The following is a 16,902-nucleotide window of genomic DNA, read 5'->3' on the forward strand; positions in this document are numbered from 1 at the left end:
CATGGTGGTACTGACCATCAGGGGGCTGGGCTTTGGCGGCGTTGTGCCCTTCCTGCTTTTTGTCCTGGGTATCTGGTTTTTGCGCGACTATCCGCGGGCTCTTTCCCAGCAGGGATTCGTCATCTACTCGCTGGCCATTCTCTGCTTTCTCGCCGGCAGCCTGTGGGGCACTGCCATGCAGCGGCGGGGCGCCGACAAACTACTGCGGCTGGTGGTCAGCAACGGCATCGTCATCTTCGCTGCCCTCAGTGTTTTGACTGCGCAGGCGGTGATCGCCGCCGGACTGCTGGCATTGGGCTATCTGGCGACTTTGTGGTACGAACGGAGCAGTGGTAGCCGCAGCGGCTGGTACGCTTCGCTGCGTCTGCAGCTGACGCTGCTTGTGGTTGCGCTGCACATTGCTTACATTGCAGGCCTCATCGCTCGCGGCACAGCCTGAAAAGGGCGTACAACACCCGACATTAAAAGGAGAGCATGCATGCGCGCAATATCGGTACCCAGGCACGCCGGACTGGACCAGCTGGCACAGATCGAGGTTGAGCCCCGCGCTCCTGGCCACGGTGAAATCCAGGTGGCGGTCAAGGCCAGCTCACTGAACTTCCATGACTACGTGGTAGTGACCGGCCTGCTCCCTACCGATGACGGTCGCATTCCCATGTCCGACGGCGCCGGCGTGGTCACCGCGGTGGGCGAGGGCGTTGACAATTTTGCCGTGGGCGACAGGGTGCTGAGCTGCTTCTTCCCCAACTGGCTCGACGGTCGCCCCGCCCACGAGAAGCTGCTGGGAGTCCCCGGGGACAACGTCGACGGCTTCGCGGCGGAAACGGTCACCATGCCGGCCCGGGGCTTCACCCGCATGCCGACGGGCATGGACTTTCACGAAGCCGCCACCCTGACCTGCGCCGGCCTCACCGCCTGGCGCGCGCTGGTGGTTGAGACCACGCTCAAGCCCGGCGACTGGGTATTGGTGCAGGGCAGCGGCGGGGTCTCGATCTTTGCGCTGCAGTTCGCCCGCCAGATGGGCTGCCGGGTAATTGCCACCTCGTCCTCTGACGCCAAGCTGGAACGCCTGGCCGCGCTGGGCGCAGAGCAGCTGATCAACTACCGCAACACACCGGAGTGGGGCAGGCGAGTGCTGGAACTGACCGGCGGCCGCGGCGCCGACCTGGTGGTGGAAGTGGGCGGCTCCGGTACCGTGGCCCAGTCTGTCAAGGCGGTTGCGTTTGACGGCTGTATCAGCATGATCGGCGTCCTCACCGGTCTTTCGGGCGAGGTACCGACCGCCGAGCTGTTCCAGAAGAACGCCCGCATCAGCGGCATCACTGTCGGCAGCCGTGCCCAGCAGCTGGACATGATCGCCGCGGTCGAGGCCGGCGGCATCAGGCCGGTGATCGACAGTCGCTACCCCCTCGACCAGCTCGCCGACGCCTTCCGCCACCAGGAGTCGCAGCAGCACTTCGGCAAGATTTGCGTGGATATCGACGGCTGATATACTGCCGCCCGCAACGCCCCCGTAGCTCAGTTGAATAGAGCGACCCCCTCCTAAGGGGTAGGCCGCAGGTTTGAGTCCTGCCGGGGGTACCATACACGCTGCGAGACCTCGCCCGCGAGGATCACCCTGCGGCGGCTTCCTCGGGTGCCCGGCGCCAGGTATTGCGACCGGCGGCCTTGGCCGCGTACATGGCGGTATCCGCGCGCTTTATCAGGGCGTTCGCTGCCTCTTCCCGCCGATCGTGAATGGCTATGCCGATACTGACGCCCACGTGCCCCTGGGCGCCATCGGGCAACTGCAGCGGCTGGTTCAGGCTGGCAATGATCTTGTCGGCGATGACTTCCAGGGCCTGGTCGTCGAGCGGGCCGTCCAGAATAATCGCGAACTCATCGCCACCCAGCCTTGCCAGATAGTCCCCGCCGCGCAATACATGCTGCAGGCGCTCCGCGACCTTTGCCAGGGCCTGGTCTCCGGCCTGGTGGCCGTGGCTGTCGTTGAGCTCCTTGAAGTGGTCCAGGTCCAGCATCATCAGGGCGATGTGGCGGTCGCTGCGGCGGCGGCAGGATTCGAACACCGTGGCAAGATGGCGGTCAAAGCCCAGGCGGTTGCCGATGCCGGTCAGGCTGTCGGTTGTGGCCTGCTCCTCAGCATCTTTCTGCGCAACCTTGTGCTCGGTGATGTCATTGGCGATGCCCTGAACCTCATCGTCGCTGACCGGGTTCACCACCATCTGGTACCAGCGCTTCCCCATCGGCAGGTCGACTTCCAGTTCCGCGGTCTGTGGCCGCCCGCTACTGGCAGCCTCGCCAATGAGATCCCGCATCGCCTCTCCCGAGTCCCCGAGCAGGCTGTACAGGGATAAGCCCTGCTGTCCACCGGCTTCAGCGCTCGCATCCGCGGCCAGAGTGCGCGAGAAAGCCAGGTTGAAGGACTTGAGCACACCGTTGGGGTTCACCAGGAATATGGGTGACCCCGCATTGTCGAAAATGGCCCGGAAGCGGGTTTCTTCCAGTTCCCGCTGCAGGCGCAGGCTACGCTCCGTGGCCACCAGTGCCGCCATGCGGTCGATAATGCGATTGACGTCGCCAACCAGGGTGCCGATTTCATTGTTTTCGTGGGAGCGAGGAGTGTCGATACGCTCGCCGCTGGCCGCATCCATGCGGTGCAGACGCCGGGAAATGGTCTGAATCGGCCGGGTGATCTGCCAGTACAGCACCACCAGCAGAGTGGCGCCTGTGACCGCAAGGAATATCAGGAAGAACAGGATTGCCGGGCGGATACGGAGGATGACCTGCCGTTCCAGTTGGTCTCGATCCGGAGTCAGCTCAATGCTGCCAATTATTTGGCCCGGCGTGAAGGGGGAGCCGATTGGTCGCCGCACGGTCCCGGCCGAAACGGCCTGGCCCCGGTTTCCAGGCGCGCTGCGGGCGATCACCTGGCCCTGGTCATCGCGAAGGGTCACTGCTTGCACGCTGCTATTCTGCTCCAGCCCGGCCACCACTTCCTGTGCCAGCTCGCCGTCCTGAAGAAAGACGGCAATCTCTGCCGTGCGCTCCACCGTGCTGATAAGCCCCTGGATTGAGTCCGACTGGCGATCGCGTTCATTGTCGGCCAGCAGCACGATCCCGACACCCAGAAACATCAGGCCGAGGCCGACAAGAACGGCGAGAATCAGTGCCGCGCTACGCAGGGTCAGGCGAATTTGCGGTACACGCCGCCGGATTTTTCCTTTGTTGTTATGGTTCACGGGGATAAAGCATAGACCACTGTGACCCGGGCATCGACCACCGAGCGTTCCACATAGCCGATAACGCCCGGGTTCTGGCTGACCAGGTCGAGCATCTCGGCGTCAGTGGAAATTTTCTGCGGTGGCGAACCGCGGCCAGAGAAGACCAGGCGCGCCCAATAGGAATTGATTTCCGGCAGGGTCTTGTCGACCAGATCCCGGTAGAATTGCTCGCGACAGCACTGATTGTCTACCGGTACGACAGCGCCGCCGCCGGGCAGCCTGAAATGTCTCCCCATGAAAATGTTGACGATGGCTTGCCGGCTGAGGCTGGGCAGGGCGCTGTCGGGGTGCATGATCACCACCAGCTCGGCGCGTACGCTGGCAGCCAGCAATCCCGAGCCCAGGAACAAACACAGGCACAGCCAGAAGCTTGTTGCGCCCGCCCAGTGCCTACTGCCGATAGCGCGATTCAAAGGACGAAGTCCAGGGTCAGGCTGATCACCGTCGCTTCGCCATTCCAGCCTGGGTGACTCTGGCGCAGCAGGGCGCCTTCCGGGACCGGGGCGTCGACCCGGTCGACCTGCAGTGTCAGTGCAGCCTTGTTGGCAAAGTCGTAGCGGGCGCCGAGCTGCCAGCTGCGCTGTTCGTAGAGAGCGCTGCGGAAAAGGAACTCCACCGGCTCAGGGAGTTCCAGGCCATGGTCCCGACGGCTGGATTTACTGTCGGCAGTGACATAGCCGATAAACGGGGTGATCGCGCCGAAACGGTAGCCCGCGAGGGCGTACACGGAATAGCCGTCAGCGAGACCCAGGCTTTCTGCCTGGCGCCGGTTGTAGTGGAGCTCGGTCTGCAGCGGCCCCTGGGTCCAGGCCAGCGAGGTGCTCCAGTTGCGGATCCAGGTACCTTCCAGTGCGAGGTCTGCGGCGAGCCTGTCCGCCTCCGGCATGCCCAGCCCCGAGAGACCGGCCAGCAGCGGCTCCAGAGCGCCCGCTTCCCGCTGCAGGCGGATGGCGGACACCCCGCTGCGAAGGCGCAGCTCGCCCCACTGTTGTTGCAGGTAGCCTCCGACTACCCTGGAATCCTTGAGTGAGTAACGCTGCTGATCGCGGTCTGCTATTTTTTCCCCGGCTAACCCCGCATAGGCCTTGGCGGTCAGAATGCCTCCTGCGGCCTCGGTATTGGTGGTGAAGTCGGCGCCCTCGATCCAGGTGAGCTCCAGTAGCCCGTAGTGCTCAATGGGACGTCGCGCCGGCAGGTAGGTGAAGCCGACATTGCGAGTATCTGAATCCAGGTAGCTGTCGACACCGATGCGGCCGAGCCGCAGGCTGCTGTGGGGGCCGGGGGCGTAACCGATGTAGGCCCAGCTGATGGTCGGGGTGGCCTCCTCGCGATAGTCGTACTTGCTGATGGCCTGCAGCACCAGCTCCCAGCGCGAGGAGGGCCGGTAACTGACCTGGGCACCGAGTATGGTGTCGGGCAACGCGCTGAAGCCGCCGCGGGCGCCGTCCGGTTGTGACAGGTTGCGCACGAACTCGACGTCACGATTATCATTGTAGGCAAGGCTCAGGGTACCAAAGGCGGCTACCGACACGTGCTCCGGCAGCCAGCCGCCGGGTGTGCCGCCTGCGCCCACCACCGGGGCGCAGGGCAGTGCCGCTACCACCAGTCCGAAAACTGTCGAGCGGAAGTGAATTCCAGGGGACCATGTCCTCAAAATCACTTTCAGTGCCCTCTTGCGGATGTCTGTCGGCCTGGTCTGTGTTGAGCTTCTGCGGGTGGCGAGAGCATTGCATAAACGAATCGATATGGCCAGTTGCAAGCGCGTTTATGGCGCGGCTGGTCCGGGCTTGAATTTGTTCGGGAATACCCTATATACAGATGCATTGGGACTAACCGCAATTGCAAAGGAGGTGTCGGATGTCTCTGATTCAACGCAACAACCCGTTTGATCTGGATCGGTTTTTTGATAATTTCCTCGCGCCGCCCAGCAGCAACAACGAAATGGGCTCGTTCTTTGCCCCGCGGGTGGATATCCGCGACAAGGACGACCACTATGAAATCACCGCTGAGCTGCCCGGTGTGAACAAGGAGGATATTCACGTTCACGTCAAGGACGGCGTGCTGACCCTGGAAGCGGAATCGAGCCAGACCCAGCAGGAGGAAAAAGAGGGCAGGGTGATCCGCCAGGAGCGGCGCTACGGCCGTTACCTGAGGAGCTTTGACCTTGGGGGCGATGTCCACGACGACGATATCAATGCCGCCTTCAAGGACGGCGTGTTGACGCTGACAGCACCGAAGGTGAAACAGGAGGAGCCCCAGCCCCGGCGCATCGAGATCCAGTAGGGGTAATCGGGGGCCGGTCTCGCCCGCCAACATTCGCGAAACGTTACGGGGCGAGACCTGGCCCCGGCTGGATGCCGGCGCAGGGGTCGCCCCGGTCGTGGGCGGGGGTGAATATCGAGTAGTCACTCCAGGCGGGCTGCGCAGTGGCATAGGCCGCAGGCTGCAGCCGGTCGGCGGCGACTTCGGTCATGGCGATGGACACGACCTTCGCCTCTGGCTTCAGTCTCCGCAGAAACAGCGGCACGCCCCAGTCGTGCCGCGCATGGCCATTGCCGGTAATGACCACCGCACGCCGGCCGCTGCTGGCGAGTCGCCAGGCCATGTAGGCATCGCGGGCAATCTGCACGTCCACCATGGCAGCCAGGTGCTCTGGGGGCATGCGGCCACAGTGCGAATCGGCCATCAGTGCCTGCATCTCCAACCGCTGTTCACGGCTGAACGGGGTGTCAGCCTGCAATTGTTCGATCACGTCGGCGCCGAGGGCCGCCTCCAGGCCGCCGCTGAGCACGGCGCGCACGGTGGCGGCGGGAAACATCAGGTCCAGCGGACGCCAGCCGCGGGCCAGCACTGCGGCGAACACCGGTTGGTACAGTGCCCAGTCCGGCCAGCCCCACTGCTCCCAGTCCAGCGCTGCAGCCAGTCCCGAGGTCCCCTCGGGCGCCGCCTGCAGCCAGGCTTCCAGTGCCGCTGCCTGATCGCTGTTTATCTGTTCGAAGCCCGCCACCGCAGTGCCCTGCCAGGGCAGTGAGGCGATAATTCTTGCCTGCAGTTGATGATGCGAGGGGTTGTCGTGGTTCTCGCCGAGGAGCACAAAGTCAGCCTCCGCCAGCGCCTGCTGCAACTCGTCGATGCCGATAAAGCGCTGCGCCCCGGTGGACCACACCTGGTTCAGCAAGGGGTGTGCGGGGGCTTCCACTGCGCTCCTCTGTTGCGGGTCCACGCAGCCAGCCACCAGGCAGCTCAGGAGGAGTAGCCAGAGGGTGGCGGGGCGGAGCAATGCAGTCATGTGGCGTCGAGTCCCGAGGGCGGCGTCGGTATTGTAACCAATCCCGGGCGGCTCCCCCAGGCGCGCTGTAGTAGCCAGCAGTCACGGCGATGTGGCAGAATGGTTGCAAGCTAACGAGTATTAGTTTATGGCCACAGACACTGCTTACACTCTCGCCCCCGACTGCACGGAGCTGGCGCACCTGCCGGGGGAGTTCGGCTGGCCCCTGCTGGGAATAACGCCGGAACTGCTGCGCGACCAGTTGGGTCTGGCGCGGCGCTTTTATCGCCAGTACGGCCCCGTGTCGCGTATCCAGATGGCGCGCCAGCGCGGGGTGCTGGCGCTGGGCCCGGATCACGCCCAGACCATCCTGCTGGACAAGGACCAGAACTTTTCCGCCAAGATGGGCTACCAGTGGTCTCTCACGCCCTTTTTTGGCGACCACTATCTGTTGGGGAACGATTTCGACGAGCACAAGTTCCAGCGCCGGATCATGCAGACCGGGTTCAAAACGGCTGCCATGCGTGGCTATGTGGAGCTGATGAACCCCATTCTGGAACAGGGCATGGCGCAGTGGGACCAGTTGCCGGAGTTTCGCTTCTTTCCGCGGATCAAGGAGCTGCTGCTGGCGATGGCGCTCAAGGTATTCTACGGCGTAGACGGCGGCAGCGCGGTGGCGGGGGAGCTTTCGCGGGCGTTCACCGACATCACCGAGGGCATGCTGGGTCTGTTCCATGTCGACCTGCCCGGGTTCCGCTTCCGTCGCGGCCAGCGTGGCAAGCGCCTGATCGAGGCCTACCTGTCTGACCTGTTACCCGCGGCCCGGCAGGAGGAGCGCCGGGACATGCTCGCCTACATGGCCAAGGAAACCAGGCCCGATGGCGAACTGTTCTCGGACCGGGAATTGCTGGACCACGCCAACTTCCTCCTGTTCGCGGCCCACGATACGACCACCAGTACCCTGACCCACATGATGTACTACCTGGCGCGGTATCCCGAGTGGCAACAGCGTATTCGCGAGGAGGGCCGCGCGGTCAATGCCAGCGGCCCGCTGGGCTACGACGATCTGCCGGCGCTGCCACTGCTGGAGGCGGCGTTCTTCGAGTCGCAGCGCCTGCATCCCTCGGTAGGCGTGATGGCCAGGCGCACGATCCGCGACTGCAAGCTGGGTGATGTCGACATCCTGGCCAATACTCTCGTGTTCCAGTTCCCCATGTTCACCAACCGTATGGAGGAGTACTGGCGCGATCCGGACAGCTTCGACCCCGATCGGTTCCTGCCGCCGCGGCAGGAGCAGAAGGGGCATCCCTTCGCCTTCATGCCGTTCGGCGGCGGTGCCCACAAGTGCATCGGCATGCACTTTGGCAACATGCAGGCGCGGTTGTTCAGCCACCTGTTCCTGCAGCGTTATGAAATCAGCCTGCCGCCGGGACATCGGGCCAGCTTCCAGTCGGTACCCCTGCCAAAGCTGCGGGATGACCTGCCCCTGCGGCTGCGCCGCTTGTAGAGGCCGGCAGGACAAGCCGCCGGGCTTGCAAATTGCGCCGCAGCGTATCACCCTAGCGCTCTGTGAATGGCTGCCGCGTGCCGCGGCGGTCGCCCTGGGGTCACAGTCAGTGAGGTTTGCCCTGTGCGGTTTCGGGTAGTCTGTTTGCTCCTGTTGGCTCACGCTGTAATGCCGGCCTTGTCCCTGCAGGCGGCAGAGTTGCCCCTGGCCCGCGAGGGCTATAGCAGCGCGATCCGCGCCATTGATCGCGGCCAGTGGACGGAATACCAGCAGCTGCGTCCGGGGCTGGAAGAGTATCCGCTGGCCATCTATCTCGACTACTTCGAACTCAGTCGCAAAACCCGGCAGGTGCGCCCGGGTGACGCCAATCTGTTTCTGCAGCGTAGCCAGGGCTCGCCGCTGCCCAACCGCTTTCTCGACGGCTACCTGTCGCAGGCAGGCAGGGACGGTCGCTGGCGCGATTTTCTCGCGGTGATGCCCACCGAGCCCAACAGTATTGACCTGAAGTGCTACTATTTCCGCGCCCGCCTGGCCGAGGGCGATCCGCTGGCGGCCTGGGAGGGTGCCGAGCGTCTGTGGGTGCATGGCGAGTCGCGACCCAAGGCCTGTGATCCACTGTTTGCGGCCTGGCAGAGAGCGGGGCAACTCAGTGACGACATTGTCTGGGCGCGCCTGCTCAAGGCCTTCGAGGCGCGCCAGCGCTCGCTGATGAACTATGTTGCCCGCAAGGGTAGCGACAGTCTGCGTCCCTGGTCAGAGCGCTTGCTGGAGGTGTACAGCAGCCCCGATCGAATGCGCGGCCTGGTCCCGGCGGTGGACGACCCCCGTGCCGCGGATATCGTCGCCTACGGCAGTGCCTACTTCGCCCGCTACAAGCCGGTCCCGGCCCTGCAGCAGTGGCTGCACTACGCGGGACAAATGCACTTCAGCGAGCCGCAGCGGGCTCTGGCGGAGAAAGCCCTGGTGCTGCGCAGCCTGTTCGCCAGGTCCGAGGACAACCTGCCCTGGGTGGAGCAGGCACTGGCTCGCCTCGGCGATGACAGCCTGGTGGAAATTCGCCTGCGCTGGGCCCTGCAGGAGCAGGACTGGACGGCGCTCGCGGCCAATCTGCAGAAGCTTTCGCTGGAGGCCCGTGGGGATCCTGGCTGGCGTTACTGGCAGGCCGTGGTGCACGAGCGCGCCGGCGAACGTGAGCTGGCGCAGGCCTTGTTGCGGGATGTGGCCAGGGAACGCGATTACTACGGATTTCTGGCTGCGGAGCGGCTGGGGCAGCCGCCTGCGTTCAACCATCAGGTCACTGTGCTGGCACCGGAGCGGGCGGAGCCGCTGCGACAGCTTCCGGTAGTGCGGCGCATACAGGAGCTGTACCATCACGACGAGGAGAATCTGGCGCACTCGGAATGGTACCAGGTACTGCAAGTCACGACGCCGGCGGAGCAGCAGGAACTGGCGACGCTGGCTTCCAATCTCGGCTGGCACCGCATGGCCATCGACGCCGCCAACAAGGCCCAGGCCTGGGATGCCCTGGACCTGCGCTTTCCCACGCCCTACCAGGATACCTTCAGTCGTCACGCCAGCCAGCGCCAGGTGCCGGTTACCGAGCTGATGGCCATCGCCCGCCGCGAGAGCGCTTTCTATGCCGGCGCTCGCTCGCCGGTGGGTGCCCGCGGCCTGATGCAGATCATGCCGGCTACCGGCAAGCAGGTGGCGGCCCAGCTCAAGACCAGCCACAGCGACCAGGCGCTGTACGATGTCGAACACAATGTGCTGCTGGGCAGTGCCTATTACCGGCAGCTGCTGGATCGCTACGGTGGCAACCGGGTGCTGGCGATGGCGGCCTATAACGCCGGGCCGCACCGGGTCGACCGTTGGCGCAACAAACCGGAGCAGACCGTGCCGGTGGATGTCTGGATCGAGACCATCCCGTTTCGCGAGACCCGCAACTATGTCAAGGCCGTGCTCGCCTATAACCTGGTGTTCAAGTATCTGCTCGGGGAGGAGGGCACTCTCCTGACCGAGCAGGAGCGCAGGCTGACCTACTGAGCATGCGATGACCGGTCCCAGCCTGAGCTTTGTCATCCCGGTGCTGAACGAAGTGTTGCGCATCGGCCCCTTGCTGGCGGCACTGGAACGGGATTTTCCCGCCGCCCAGCGTATCGTGGTCGATGGTGGCAGCAGCGATGACACGGTGACCGCAGCCATGGCGGGTGCTACCCAGCTGTTGCTGGGGGAAGCGGGCCGGGCGGCGCAGATGAACCTGGGCGCTCGCGTCGCCAGTGGGGATTATCTGCTGTTCCTGCATGCCGACAGCCAGCCGCTGTTTGCCGCCGATGCCCTGGGGCGAGTGCTGCGGCTGGCGCCTCGCTGGGGCTTTTTCCCGCTGCGGCTGGACGGCCACAGGGCGGTGTTCCGGGTGCTTGAGTGGGCGATCAATCGGCGCTCACGCTGCAGTGGCATCGGTACCGGTGACCAGATGCTGTTCCTGCGTCGAGACCTGTTTCTGGCCTGTGGGGGCTTTGCCTCCATCCCCCTGATGGAAGACGTGGAACTCAGCAAGCGCCTGCGCCGTCAGGTGTGGCCGCTGGTGCCGGAGCTGGAGGTGGAGACCTCGGCCCGACGCTGGGAGCAGCGGGGAGTGCTGCGCACGGTGCTGCAGATGTGGGGCCTGCGCCTGGCCTACACCCTCGGCGTGACCCCGGAACGACTGTGGCGGATCTACTATGGACCCCGTGGCTGAGCGCGTCGTCCTGCAGCAGTTTGCCAAGGCTCCCGAGCCGGGTCGGGTGAAGACCCGCATGCTGTCACAGCTCTCCGCCGCCGAGGCCTGTGCCCTGCACTCGGAACTGGTGCTCTGGACCTGCGAAACCCTGTTCGAGTCCGCTCTCGGTGCGGTAGAACTGTGGGTTGCGGGCGATGCCGGTCACGCGTTGTTTCGGGACTGCACGTCCCTGGGGCAGCTTGTGTTGCGGCAGCAAGCCGGGGCTGATTTGGGTGAGCGCATGCGCCACGCCCTTAACGACGGCCTCGCCCGCGCCGACCGGGTGCTGCTGGTCGGCAGCGACTGCCCGGGACTCGGTGGCCGTTATTTGCAGCAGGCACTCGCAGCCCTGGACGCGGCAGACCTGGTGCTCGGTCCCGCGCTGGATGGCGGCTATGTGCTGATCGGCGCGAAAAGGCCGGTGGATGCGGTCTTTGACGGTGTTGACTGGGGCAGCTCAAGGGTGCTGGCGGAAACACTGGCGCGGGCACAGGCGGAGCGCCTTGCCGTGACCCGGTTGCAGCCGCTGCAGGATATTGATCGGCCGGGGGACCTGCCACACTGGCAGGCGCTGCGGCAGCAGGGCCGGGTCAGGCGGTAGCGCTGGCGACTGCTTCCTGTGCCGGAGTGTCTGTGTCGACACGTGAGCGCTGATACAGCAGCCAGGCGATCGCGGTGCAGTAGCTCAGGTTGGTCTGCAGCTCGCTGTCCGGGTCGCTGAGGAAAGCGCGCTGGCTGGCCAGCCCCCGCACCCGGCTGGCCATGTCTGGCCGGAACGCCAGATAGCGGTCCCAGATGTCCCGATGCTGTGCGGCGGTGATATGAAACAGGCCGAGGCCCGTGTTGCGGGCCGAGAACAGCCCCAGTTCCGGTGCGGAGACCGCTGACTGCAGCAGGAAATCCTCACTGGCGGGGGTCCAGACACCCAGGTACTTGAGGGTCGGTCGGATGACCTGCTCCCTCAGATGGTCCGCGGTGACATACATAGGCCGTCTCTCCTGATGATCCGCGCGGCGGGGGTTGTTCTTGTCTGCACCCGGCTATTGCTCCCGGTACCGGCAGTTTCCTCACTCGCACGTCATTTTTAGCACAGGAAATCAATAAAGCCAATAAAAATAATAGCTTGCAGCGTACTATTTACAAAAATTTTGAAAGGCGGCTGTAAATGGCGTATTTGGAGTCGCGTGAAGCAGGTGGTTCGCTGTTGATTTGCGGCTATTGTGCGGGCATCGTGCCGTCAAATGCGGTTAAAATCTGACATATCTAGCCTCCGGCTACTTTTACCCGATAGCCGCGGCGTTCCAGCTCAGGTTGGAGAGCTTGCCGCTGATCGCCCTGGATTTCGATGTCGTCGCCCTTTACCGAGCCGCCGACCCCGCATTTTTGCTTCAATGCGGTCGCCAGTGCCTTCAATTCGGCGCCCGCCAGCGGCAAGCCCCGGACGATGGTCACCGCCTTGCCGCCGCGACCCTTGGTTTCCCGGTGCAAGCGTACAGTACCGTCCCCCACGGCGGCCGGTCGGGCCTTGCCGCAGACGCAGGCTGCCTCAGGGCGCTGGCACTGGGGGCAGAGACGACCGCCGTCAGTGGAGTAAACCAGGCGAGAGTTTGTGCGGTCACTTTTGGCCATGAGTGTTCCTGAGGATTGAGCGATCCCGCGGAGTATATTAGCCTCCCGCCTGCTTTTGAATCGCCTGACAGCCCAGGATTCCGGATGAAGAAAAAAGAACTGCAAAAACAGCTGGAATATCTGCAAAGCCAGGCGGCATTCCAGGAAGACGCATTGCAGGCGCTGCAGTCCGCGCTGGCGCTCCAGCAGCAGGACCTGCTGACCCTGCGACGCCAGCTCACTCTGCTCAAGCAGCGGCAGGACGAGCAGGCGCAGCAAGCGGAGGAGGGCGCGGCAGAACCTTCCCACGAAGTACCACCCCATTATTGAGGAACCTACGATGTCAGATGACACCGCCCGCAAGGACACGCCGGAACAGGCCGAATTTCGCACTTACTGCCGGGAGTGGCTGCAGGCCAACAAACCGGGCGAGCCGCCGGTGCGCCTGCCACAATCGCCGCTGGAAATCATGACCACCGAGCAACTGGGCTATTTGCAGGCCTGGCAAAAATCGGCCTACGACGCCGGACTGGTCGGCTGTGACTACCCGGTCGAGGTCGGCGGCGGGGGGCGCAAGGACTGCCAGAAAATCGCCAATGAAGAGATGCTGGCGGCGCGCACCCCGTTCCTGCCCAATGTGATCGGCCTCGGCATGGCCGCGCCGACCGTGTTTTACCATGCCAGGGAGGAGGTCAAGGCCGAACTGTTGCCGCGCCTGTTTTCCGGTGAGGACATCTGGTGCCAGGGTTTCAGCGAACCGGGAGCCGGTTCCGATCTCGCCAGCGTGCAGACCTTCGCCGAGCGCAGGGGCGACACGTGGGTGGTCAACGGTCACAAGGTATGGACGTCGCTGGCGCACTTCGCCGAGTGGATGATCATCCTGCTGCGCACGGACAAGTCCCACAAGTACGACGGTCTGTCCTACTTCGTTGTTCCCATCCGCGCTGCATTGGGCAAGGGCGTCACCGTGCGGCCGCTGATCAAGATTACCGGTGAAACCGGTTTCAACGAAGTGATCTTCGACAATCTCGAAGTCGACGACCGCTACCGCCTCGATGAGCTGGGCAAGGGCTGGCAGGTTGCCATGACCACGCTGTTGCACGAACGCGGTGCCGGCGAATTACAGACCCCCCGGGCCGGTGGCATGAAGAACAAGTCCAGTCATACCATCTCCTCGAGTGCGGTCATCGAACTGGCGAAAAATACCCGCCGCGGCGAAGGCACCGCGGCGGACGACCCGATCCTGCGCGACAAAATGATGCAGCAGTTGATCCGGGAGGAGGGCCTGAAACAGAACCAGCGCCGTTCCCGGGTACAGGCTCTGTTGGATCACCCCATGCGCTTGCTGCTGCAGAACAAGCTGCTGGCCAGCGAGATCGCCCAGTCCCTGGGTTCGCTGGCGCTGGAAGTGGAGGGCATGAGCTCTTCGCTGTACCTGGCGGACCCGAATGCGCCCGCCCGTGGCCAGTGGCCAATGGCCTACATGAATTCCTATGGCATGACGATTGCCGCCGGCACCAGCGAAGTGCAGCGTAATATCCTCGGCGAGCGTGTGCTCGGCCTGCCGAAATCCAAATAAGCTGACGCCCGCGCAACAGGAGAAAAATCATGGCACAACCCAACAATTACGGCTTCGGCGAAGAGGCGGCCCTGCTCAAGGAGTCCGCAGCCAAGTTTTTCCGGGAACATTTCCCTACCGACAAACTGCACGCCCTGGTCGCTGCTGATCATAACCCCGATCGTCCGCCGGTCTGTCAGTGGGATCGCGAACTCTGGCAACAGCTGGTGGACCTTGGCTGGACCATGCTGGCGGTGCCGGAGTCCGCCGGGGGCGTCGGCATGCCGGTCGCCGCCGTGGCGGGCCTGGTGGAAGAGCTGGGCCGCGCGGCCTTTCCCTGCCCGCTGCTGGGAACTTTGAACGCAACCTATGTGCTGGTGGCCTGTGGCGCTGAGGGCACCGCGGCCCTGGCCGATATTGCCGCCGGTGAGGCTGCCACCCTGGCCCTGACCAACCGCCACGGGGATTGGAACCCGGCCGCAACCGAGGTGGCGTATCGTGACGGCGCGCTGCACGGCACTGCCTGGTTCGTGCAGGATGCCGCCAAGTGCGACAAGCTCCTGGTCTGTGCCAGCACCGCGAGTGGCCTGGGCCTGTTCTGGCTGCCCAGCGACGCCCAGGGTGTGACCCTGGAAGGTGATGCCATTGTCGATCTGACCCGGGACCAGGCCCACGTATGCTTTGACGGGGCGGCGGCTACGCAGGTCAGCGGCAACGCCCTGGCGGCACTGAATACAGCCCTCCCCGCAATCTGGACCCTGCTGGCAGCAGACATGGTGGGCGCGGCCGAGTGGCAGCTGCAAACCACCGTGGAGTACGTCGGCACCCGCAAACAGTTCGATCGGCCGCTGGGATTCTTCCAGGCGATCAAGCATCCGCTGGTAGAGGTCATGGTGCAAATTGATGCCGCCAAGTCCCTGGTCTACAACGCGGCCTGTGCCTGCGATACCGAAGCAGAAAAGGCCGCCCAGTTTGCCCACATGGCAAAGGCGGCAGCCAGCGACATGGCGGCCTATGCCAGCAGCCGGTCGGTGCAGAGCCACGGCGGTATCGGCTTTACCTGGGAGTGCTACGTGCACCTGTACTTCAAGCGCCAGAAGCACTCGCAGATGTTGTGGGGTGACGCCGGCTGGCACCGCGCAAGACTGGCGGATATTGTCATTGGCGTTGCGGCATGAGCTGGAAAACCTGGCTCGCGGTGACGGTGGCGCTGGTTGTCGGCCTGGCCACGCTGTTCTCGATCGCCACGCGTGTGCCGGCCGCGCCGGAGCACCAGGTGTTCGTCAACGGCGAGGTGTTGACGATGGACGCGGACAACCGGGTGGTGCAGGCCCTGTCCGTGCGCTCCGATCGCATTGAGGCGCTGGGCAGCAACGAGGAGATCATGGCGCTGGTCACCGATCGCACCGAGATCATCGATCTCGGCGGACGCACCCTGCTGCCAGGATTCATTGACGCTCACGGCCACTTTCCGGCTTCCGCGCTGGACACGGTTGCCGCGGACCTGAACAGCCCGCCACTGGGCGTGATCACCGATATCGAGGGCTTGCTGGCGGCACTGCGTGAGCGGGCGGCAGTAGTACCAGAGGGCGAGTGGGTCACCGGGTTCGGCTACGATGACACCCTGCTGGCGGAGGGACGGCACCCCACCCGTGCGGAGCTGGACACGGTCTCTACGGAGCATCCGGTGGCGATCCTGCACATCTCCGGGCACATGGTGGTCGCCAACAGCGCCGCGCTGGCGGCAGTGGATATCGGCGCCGACACGGCGGATCCCGAAGGCGGGATCATCGCCCGCCGGGCCGGCTCCAGGGAGCCCAACGGCCTGCTGGAAGAGACCGCGCGTTTGCCGGTAGCGGCCAAGATGCTGGATCTCGGTGCCCTGGATTTTCTCGGCATGATCCGGGCTGCAGTACGGGAATACGCCCGGTATGGCGTGACCACTGCCCAGGCGGGCGGTGTCCCCCCTGACATGGCCCGAGGCCTCTCGCTCGCCAGTCGGCTCGGGGTGATTCCCCTGCGCCTGCAATTGTTCCCCATGGAAGAGGATTTTCGCGACCTGATTGCCACCGGTGACTACGACCCCGCAGCTTATGAGCGGGAGCGGCTGCAGATGGGGGCGGTCAAGATCATCGCCGACGGCAGCATCCAGGGCTTCACCGGTTACCTGACCCGGCCCTATCACACGCCCTACCACGGTAACGCGGACTACCGCGGCTATCCCGCAGTGCTGCGCGAGCACCTGTTCGCGCAGGTGCTGGAGCTGCATCGCAATGGTTACCAGCTGGCGGTGCATGGCAATGGTGATGCCTCCATCGACGACATCCTCGACGCTTTCGCTGCCGCCCAGGCCGAGCATCCGGTGGCGGATCCGCGCTTTATCCTGATTCACTCGCAGATGGCCCGCAGGGACCAGATCGAACGCATGGCGGAACTGGGGGTTACCCCCAGTTTTTTCTCCGCGCACACCTGGTACTGGGGGGATCGCCACCGGGATATCTTCATTGGCCCTGAGCGGGCGGCACAGATCAGCCCCGCTGCCTGGGCACAGCAAGCGGGCTTGCGCTTCAGCTCCCACATGGATACGCCGGTCACGCCCATGCGACCGCTGCAGGCGGCCTGGAGCATGGTTTACCGGGAAACCGTGGGCGGCGATGTTTTGGGCCCGGAGCAGCGGGTGGATGTCATGACTGCCCTGCGAGCGGTGACCATCGATGCCGCGTGGCAGATCTTCCAGGAGGACAACCGCGGTTCCCTGGAGCCGGGCAAGTATGCCGACCTGGTGCTGTTGAACGGCAGTCCGCTGCGCGATTCCCACGCCATGCGCGACCTGGCGGTGGATGGCACCTGGGTCAGCGGTGCGCGGATTTACCGGCGGCGCTGAGCAACCCCGGGACCGCGTGGACAGCGCGGTTCCGATCC

Annotated in this window: 17 protein-coding genes and 1 tRNA gene; 12 read left to right on the forward strand and 6 right to left on the reverse strand. The window is 64.4% G+C overall.

Features of this window, described 5'->3' with window-relative positions:
- Window position 1 precedes the first annotated feature (1 nt).
- From RLO07_RS15645 to RLO07_RS15655, 3 genes are all read left to right on the forward strand, one after another.
- Window positions 2-439, forward strand: a complete 438-nt coding sequence (locus tag RLO07_RS15645; RefSeq protein ID WP_462293076.1) for a DUF3429 domain-containing protein — start codon at window positions 2-4, stop codon at window positions 437-439.
- A 39-nt stretch (window positions 440-478) separates the two neighbouring features.
- Entirely contained in the window at window positions 479-1,489 is a 1,011-nt protein-coding gene (locus RLO07_RS15650) for a zinc-dependent alcohol dehydrogenase family protein (protein ID WP_462293077.1), read from the forward strand.
- Between the two features lie 18 nt (window positions 1,490-1,507).
- Window positions 1,508-1,584, forward strand: a tRNA-Arg gene (locus RLO07_RS15655).
- Window positions 1,585-1,613: 29 nt separating this feature from the next.
- Here RLO07_RS15655 and RLO07_RS15660 read toward each other — a convergent pair.
- Genes RLO07_RS15660 through RLO07_RS15670 form a run of 3 tightly spaced genes read right to left on the reverse strand, consistent with a single transcriptional unit; the run spans window position 1,614 to window position 4,941 of the window.
- Window positions 1,614-3,239 (reverse strand): diguanylate cyclase domain-containing protein, encoded by a 1,626-nt coding sequence (locus tag RLO07_RS15660; protein ID WP_462293078.1) that lies wholly within the window; start codon window positions 3,237-3,239, stop codon window positions 1,614-1,616.
- Window positions 3,236-3,694: a hypothetical protein gene (locus RLO07_RS15665; protein ID WP_462293079.1), complete on the reverse strand. Its 459-nt coding sequence runs from the start codon at window positions 3,692-3,694 to the stop codon at window positions 3,236-3,238. Before RLO07_RS15665 ends, RLO07_RS15660 begins: the two co-directional genes overlap by 4 nt.
- Window positions 3,691-4,941 carry a hypothetical protein gene (locus RLO07_RS15670; protein WP_462293080.1) on the reverse strand — a complete coding sequence of 417 codons (1,251 nt, stop codon included), beginning with the start codon at window positions 4,939-4,941 and terminating at the stop codon, window positions 3,691-3,693. Before RLO07_RS15670 ends, RLO07_RS15665 begins: the two co-directional genes overlap by 4 nt.
- A gap of 197 nt (window positions 4,942-5,138) precedes the next feature.
- Here RLO07_RS15670 and RLO07_RS15675 point away from each other — a divergent pair, with 197 nt between their 5' ends.
- Entirely contained in the window at window positions 5,139-5,564 is a 426-nt protein-coding gene (locus tag RLO07_RS15675; RefSeq protein ID WP_462293081.1) for an Hsp20/alpha crystallin family protein, read from the forward strand.
- A gap of 43 nt (window positions 5,565-5,607) precedes the next feature.
- Here the strand turns inward: RLO07_RS15675 and RLO07_RS15680 are convergent, their stop codons facing one another.
- Window positions 5,608-6,570 carry a ChaN family lipoprotein gene (locus RLO07_RS15680; protein ID WP_462293082.1) on the reverse strand — a complete coding sequence of 321 codons (963 nt, stop codon included), beginning with the start codon at window positions 6,568-6,570 and terminating at the stop codon, window positions 5,608-5,610.
- Between the two features lie 127 nt (window positions 6,571-6,697).
- Here RLO07_RS15680 and RLO07_RS15685 point away from each other — a divergent pair, with 127 nt between their 5' ends.
- The 4 genes from RLO07_RS15685 to RLO07_RS15700 all read left to right on the forward strand — a co-directional run bounded on the left by RLO07_RS15685 (window position 6,698) and on the right by RLO07_RS15700 (window position 11,415).
- Window positions 6,698-8,056, forward strand: coding sequence for a cytochrome P450 (locus RLO07_RS15685; protein WP_462293083.1), 1,359 nt, complete (start codon window positions 6,698-6,700; stop codon window positions 8,054-8,056).
- A gap of 168 nt (window positions 8,057-8,224) precedes the next feature.
- Entirely contained in the window at window positions 8,225-10,099 is a 1,875-nt protein-coding gene (locus RLO07_RS15690; protein ID WP_462293084.1) for a transglycosylase SLT domain-containing protein, read from the forward strand.
- A gap of 7 nt (window positions 10,100-10,106) precedes the next feature.
- Complete coding sequence (locus RLO07_RS15695; protein ID WP_462293085.1) at window positions 10,107-10,793, forward strand: TIGR04283 family arsenosugar biosynthesis glycosyltransferase; 687 nt, start codon at window positions 10,107-10,109, stop codon at window positions 10,791-10,793.
- A complete protein-coding gene (locus RLO07_RS15700; RefSeq protein ID WP_462293086.1) occupies window positions 10,777-11,415 on the forward strand; it encodes a TIGR04282 family arsenosugar biosynthesis glycosyltransferase in 639 nt (212 codons plus the stop codon). Before RLO07_RS15695 ends, RLO07_RS15700 begins: the two co-directional genes overlap by 17 nt.
- Here RLO07_RS15700 and RLO07_RS15705 read toward each other — a convergent pair.
- Both RLO07_RS15705 and RLO07_RS15710 read right to left on the reverse strand, forming a co-directional pair.
- The gene (locus RLO07_RS15705) at window positions 11,405-11,800 is read right to left on the reverse strand and encodes a hypothetical protein (RefSeq protein ID WP_462293087.1); all 396 of its coding nucleotides are present in this window, start codon (window positions 11,798-11,800) and stop codon (window positions 11,405-11,407) included. The two genes, RLO07_RS15700 and RLO07_RS15705, sit on opposite strands and share 11 nt — an antisense overlap.
- A gap of 277 nt (window positions 11,801-12,077) precedes the next feature.
- On the reverse strand, window positions 12,078-12,443 hold the full coding sequence (locus tag RLO07_RS15710) for a translation initiation factor Sui1 (RefSeq protein WP_462293088.1): 366 nt from the start codon (window positions 12,441-12,443) through the stop codon (window positions 12,078-12,080).
- Window positions 12,444-12,527: 84 nt separating this feature from the next.
- Between RLO07_RS15710 and RLO07_RS15715 the strand changes: the two genes are divergently transcribed.
- Genes RLO07_RS15715 through RLO07_RS15730 form a run of 4 tightly spaced genes read left to right on the forward strand, consistent with a single transcriptional unit; the run spans window position 12,528 to window position 16,864 of the window.
- Window positions 12,528-12,752, forward strand: a complete 225-nt coding sequence (locus tag RLO07_RS15715; RefSeq protein ID WP_462293089.1) for a SlyX family protein — start codon at window positions 12,528-12,530, stop codon at window positions 12,750-12,752.
- Between the two features lie 10 nt (window positions 12,753-12,762).
- On the forward strand, window positions 12,763-14,001 hold the full coding sequence (locus RLO07_RS15720; protein WP_462293090.1) for an acyl-CoA dehydrogenase family protein: 1,239 nt from the start codon (window positions 12,763-12,765) through the stop codon (window positions 13,999-14,001).
- Between the two features lie 29 nt (window positions 14,002-14,030).
- Complete coding sequence (locus tag RLO07_RS15725) at window positions 14,031-15,158, forward strand: acyl-CoA dehydrogenase family protein (protein WP_462293091.1); 1,128 nt, start codon at window positions 14,031-14,033, stop codon at window positions 15,156-15,158.
- Window positions 15,155-16,864, forward strand: a complete 1,710-nt coding sequence (locus tag RLO07_RS15730; protein ID WP_462293092.1) for an amidohydrolase — start codon at window positions 15,155-15,157, stop codon at window positions 16,862-16,864. Before RLO07_RS15725 ends, RLO07_RS15730 begins: the two co-directional genes overlap by 4 nt.
- The last annotated feature ends 38 nt before the right edge of the window (window positions 16,865-16,902 follow it).

The sequence above is a fragment of the Haliea sp. genome, from assembly GCF_040221975.1.
GTDB lineage: Bacteria > Pseudomonadota > Gammaproteobacteria > Pseudomonadales > Halieaceae > Haliea.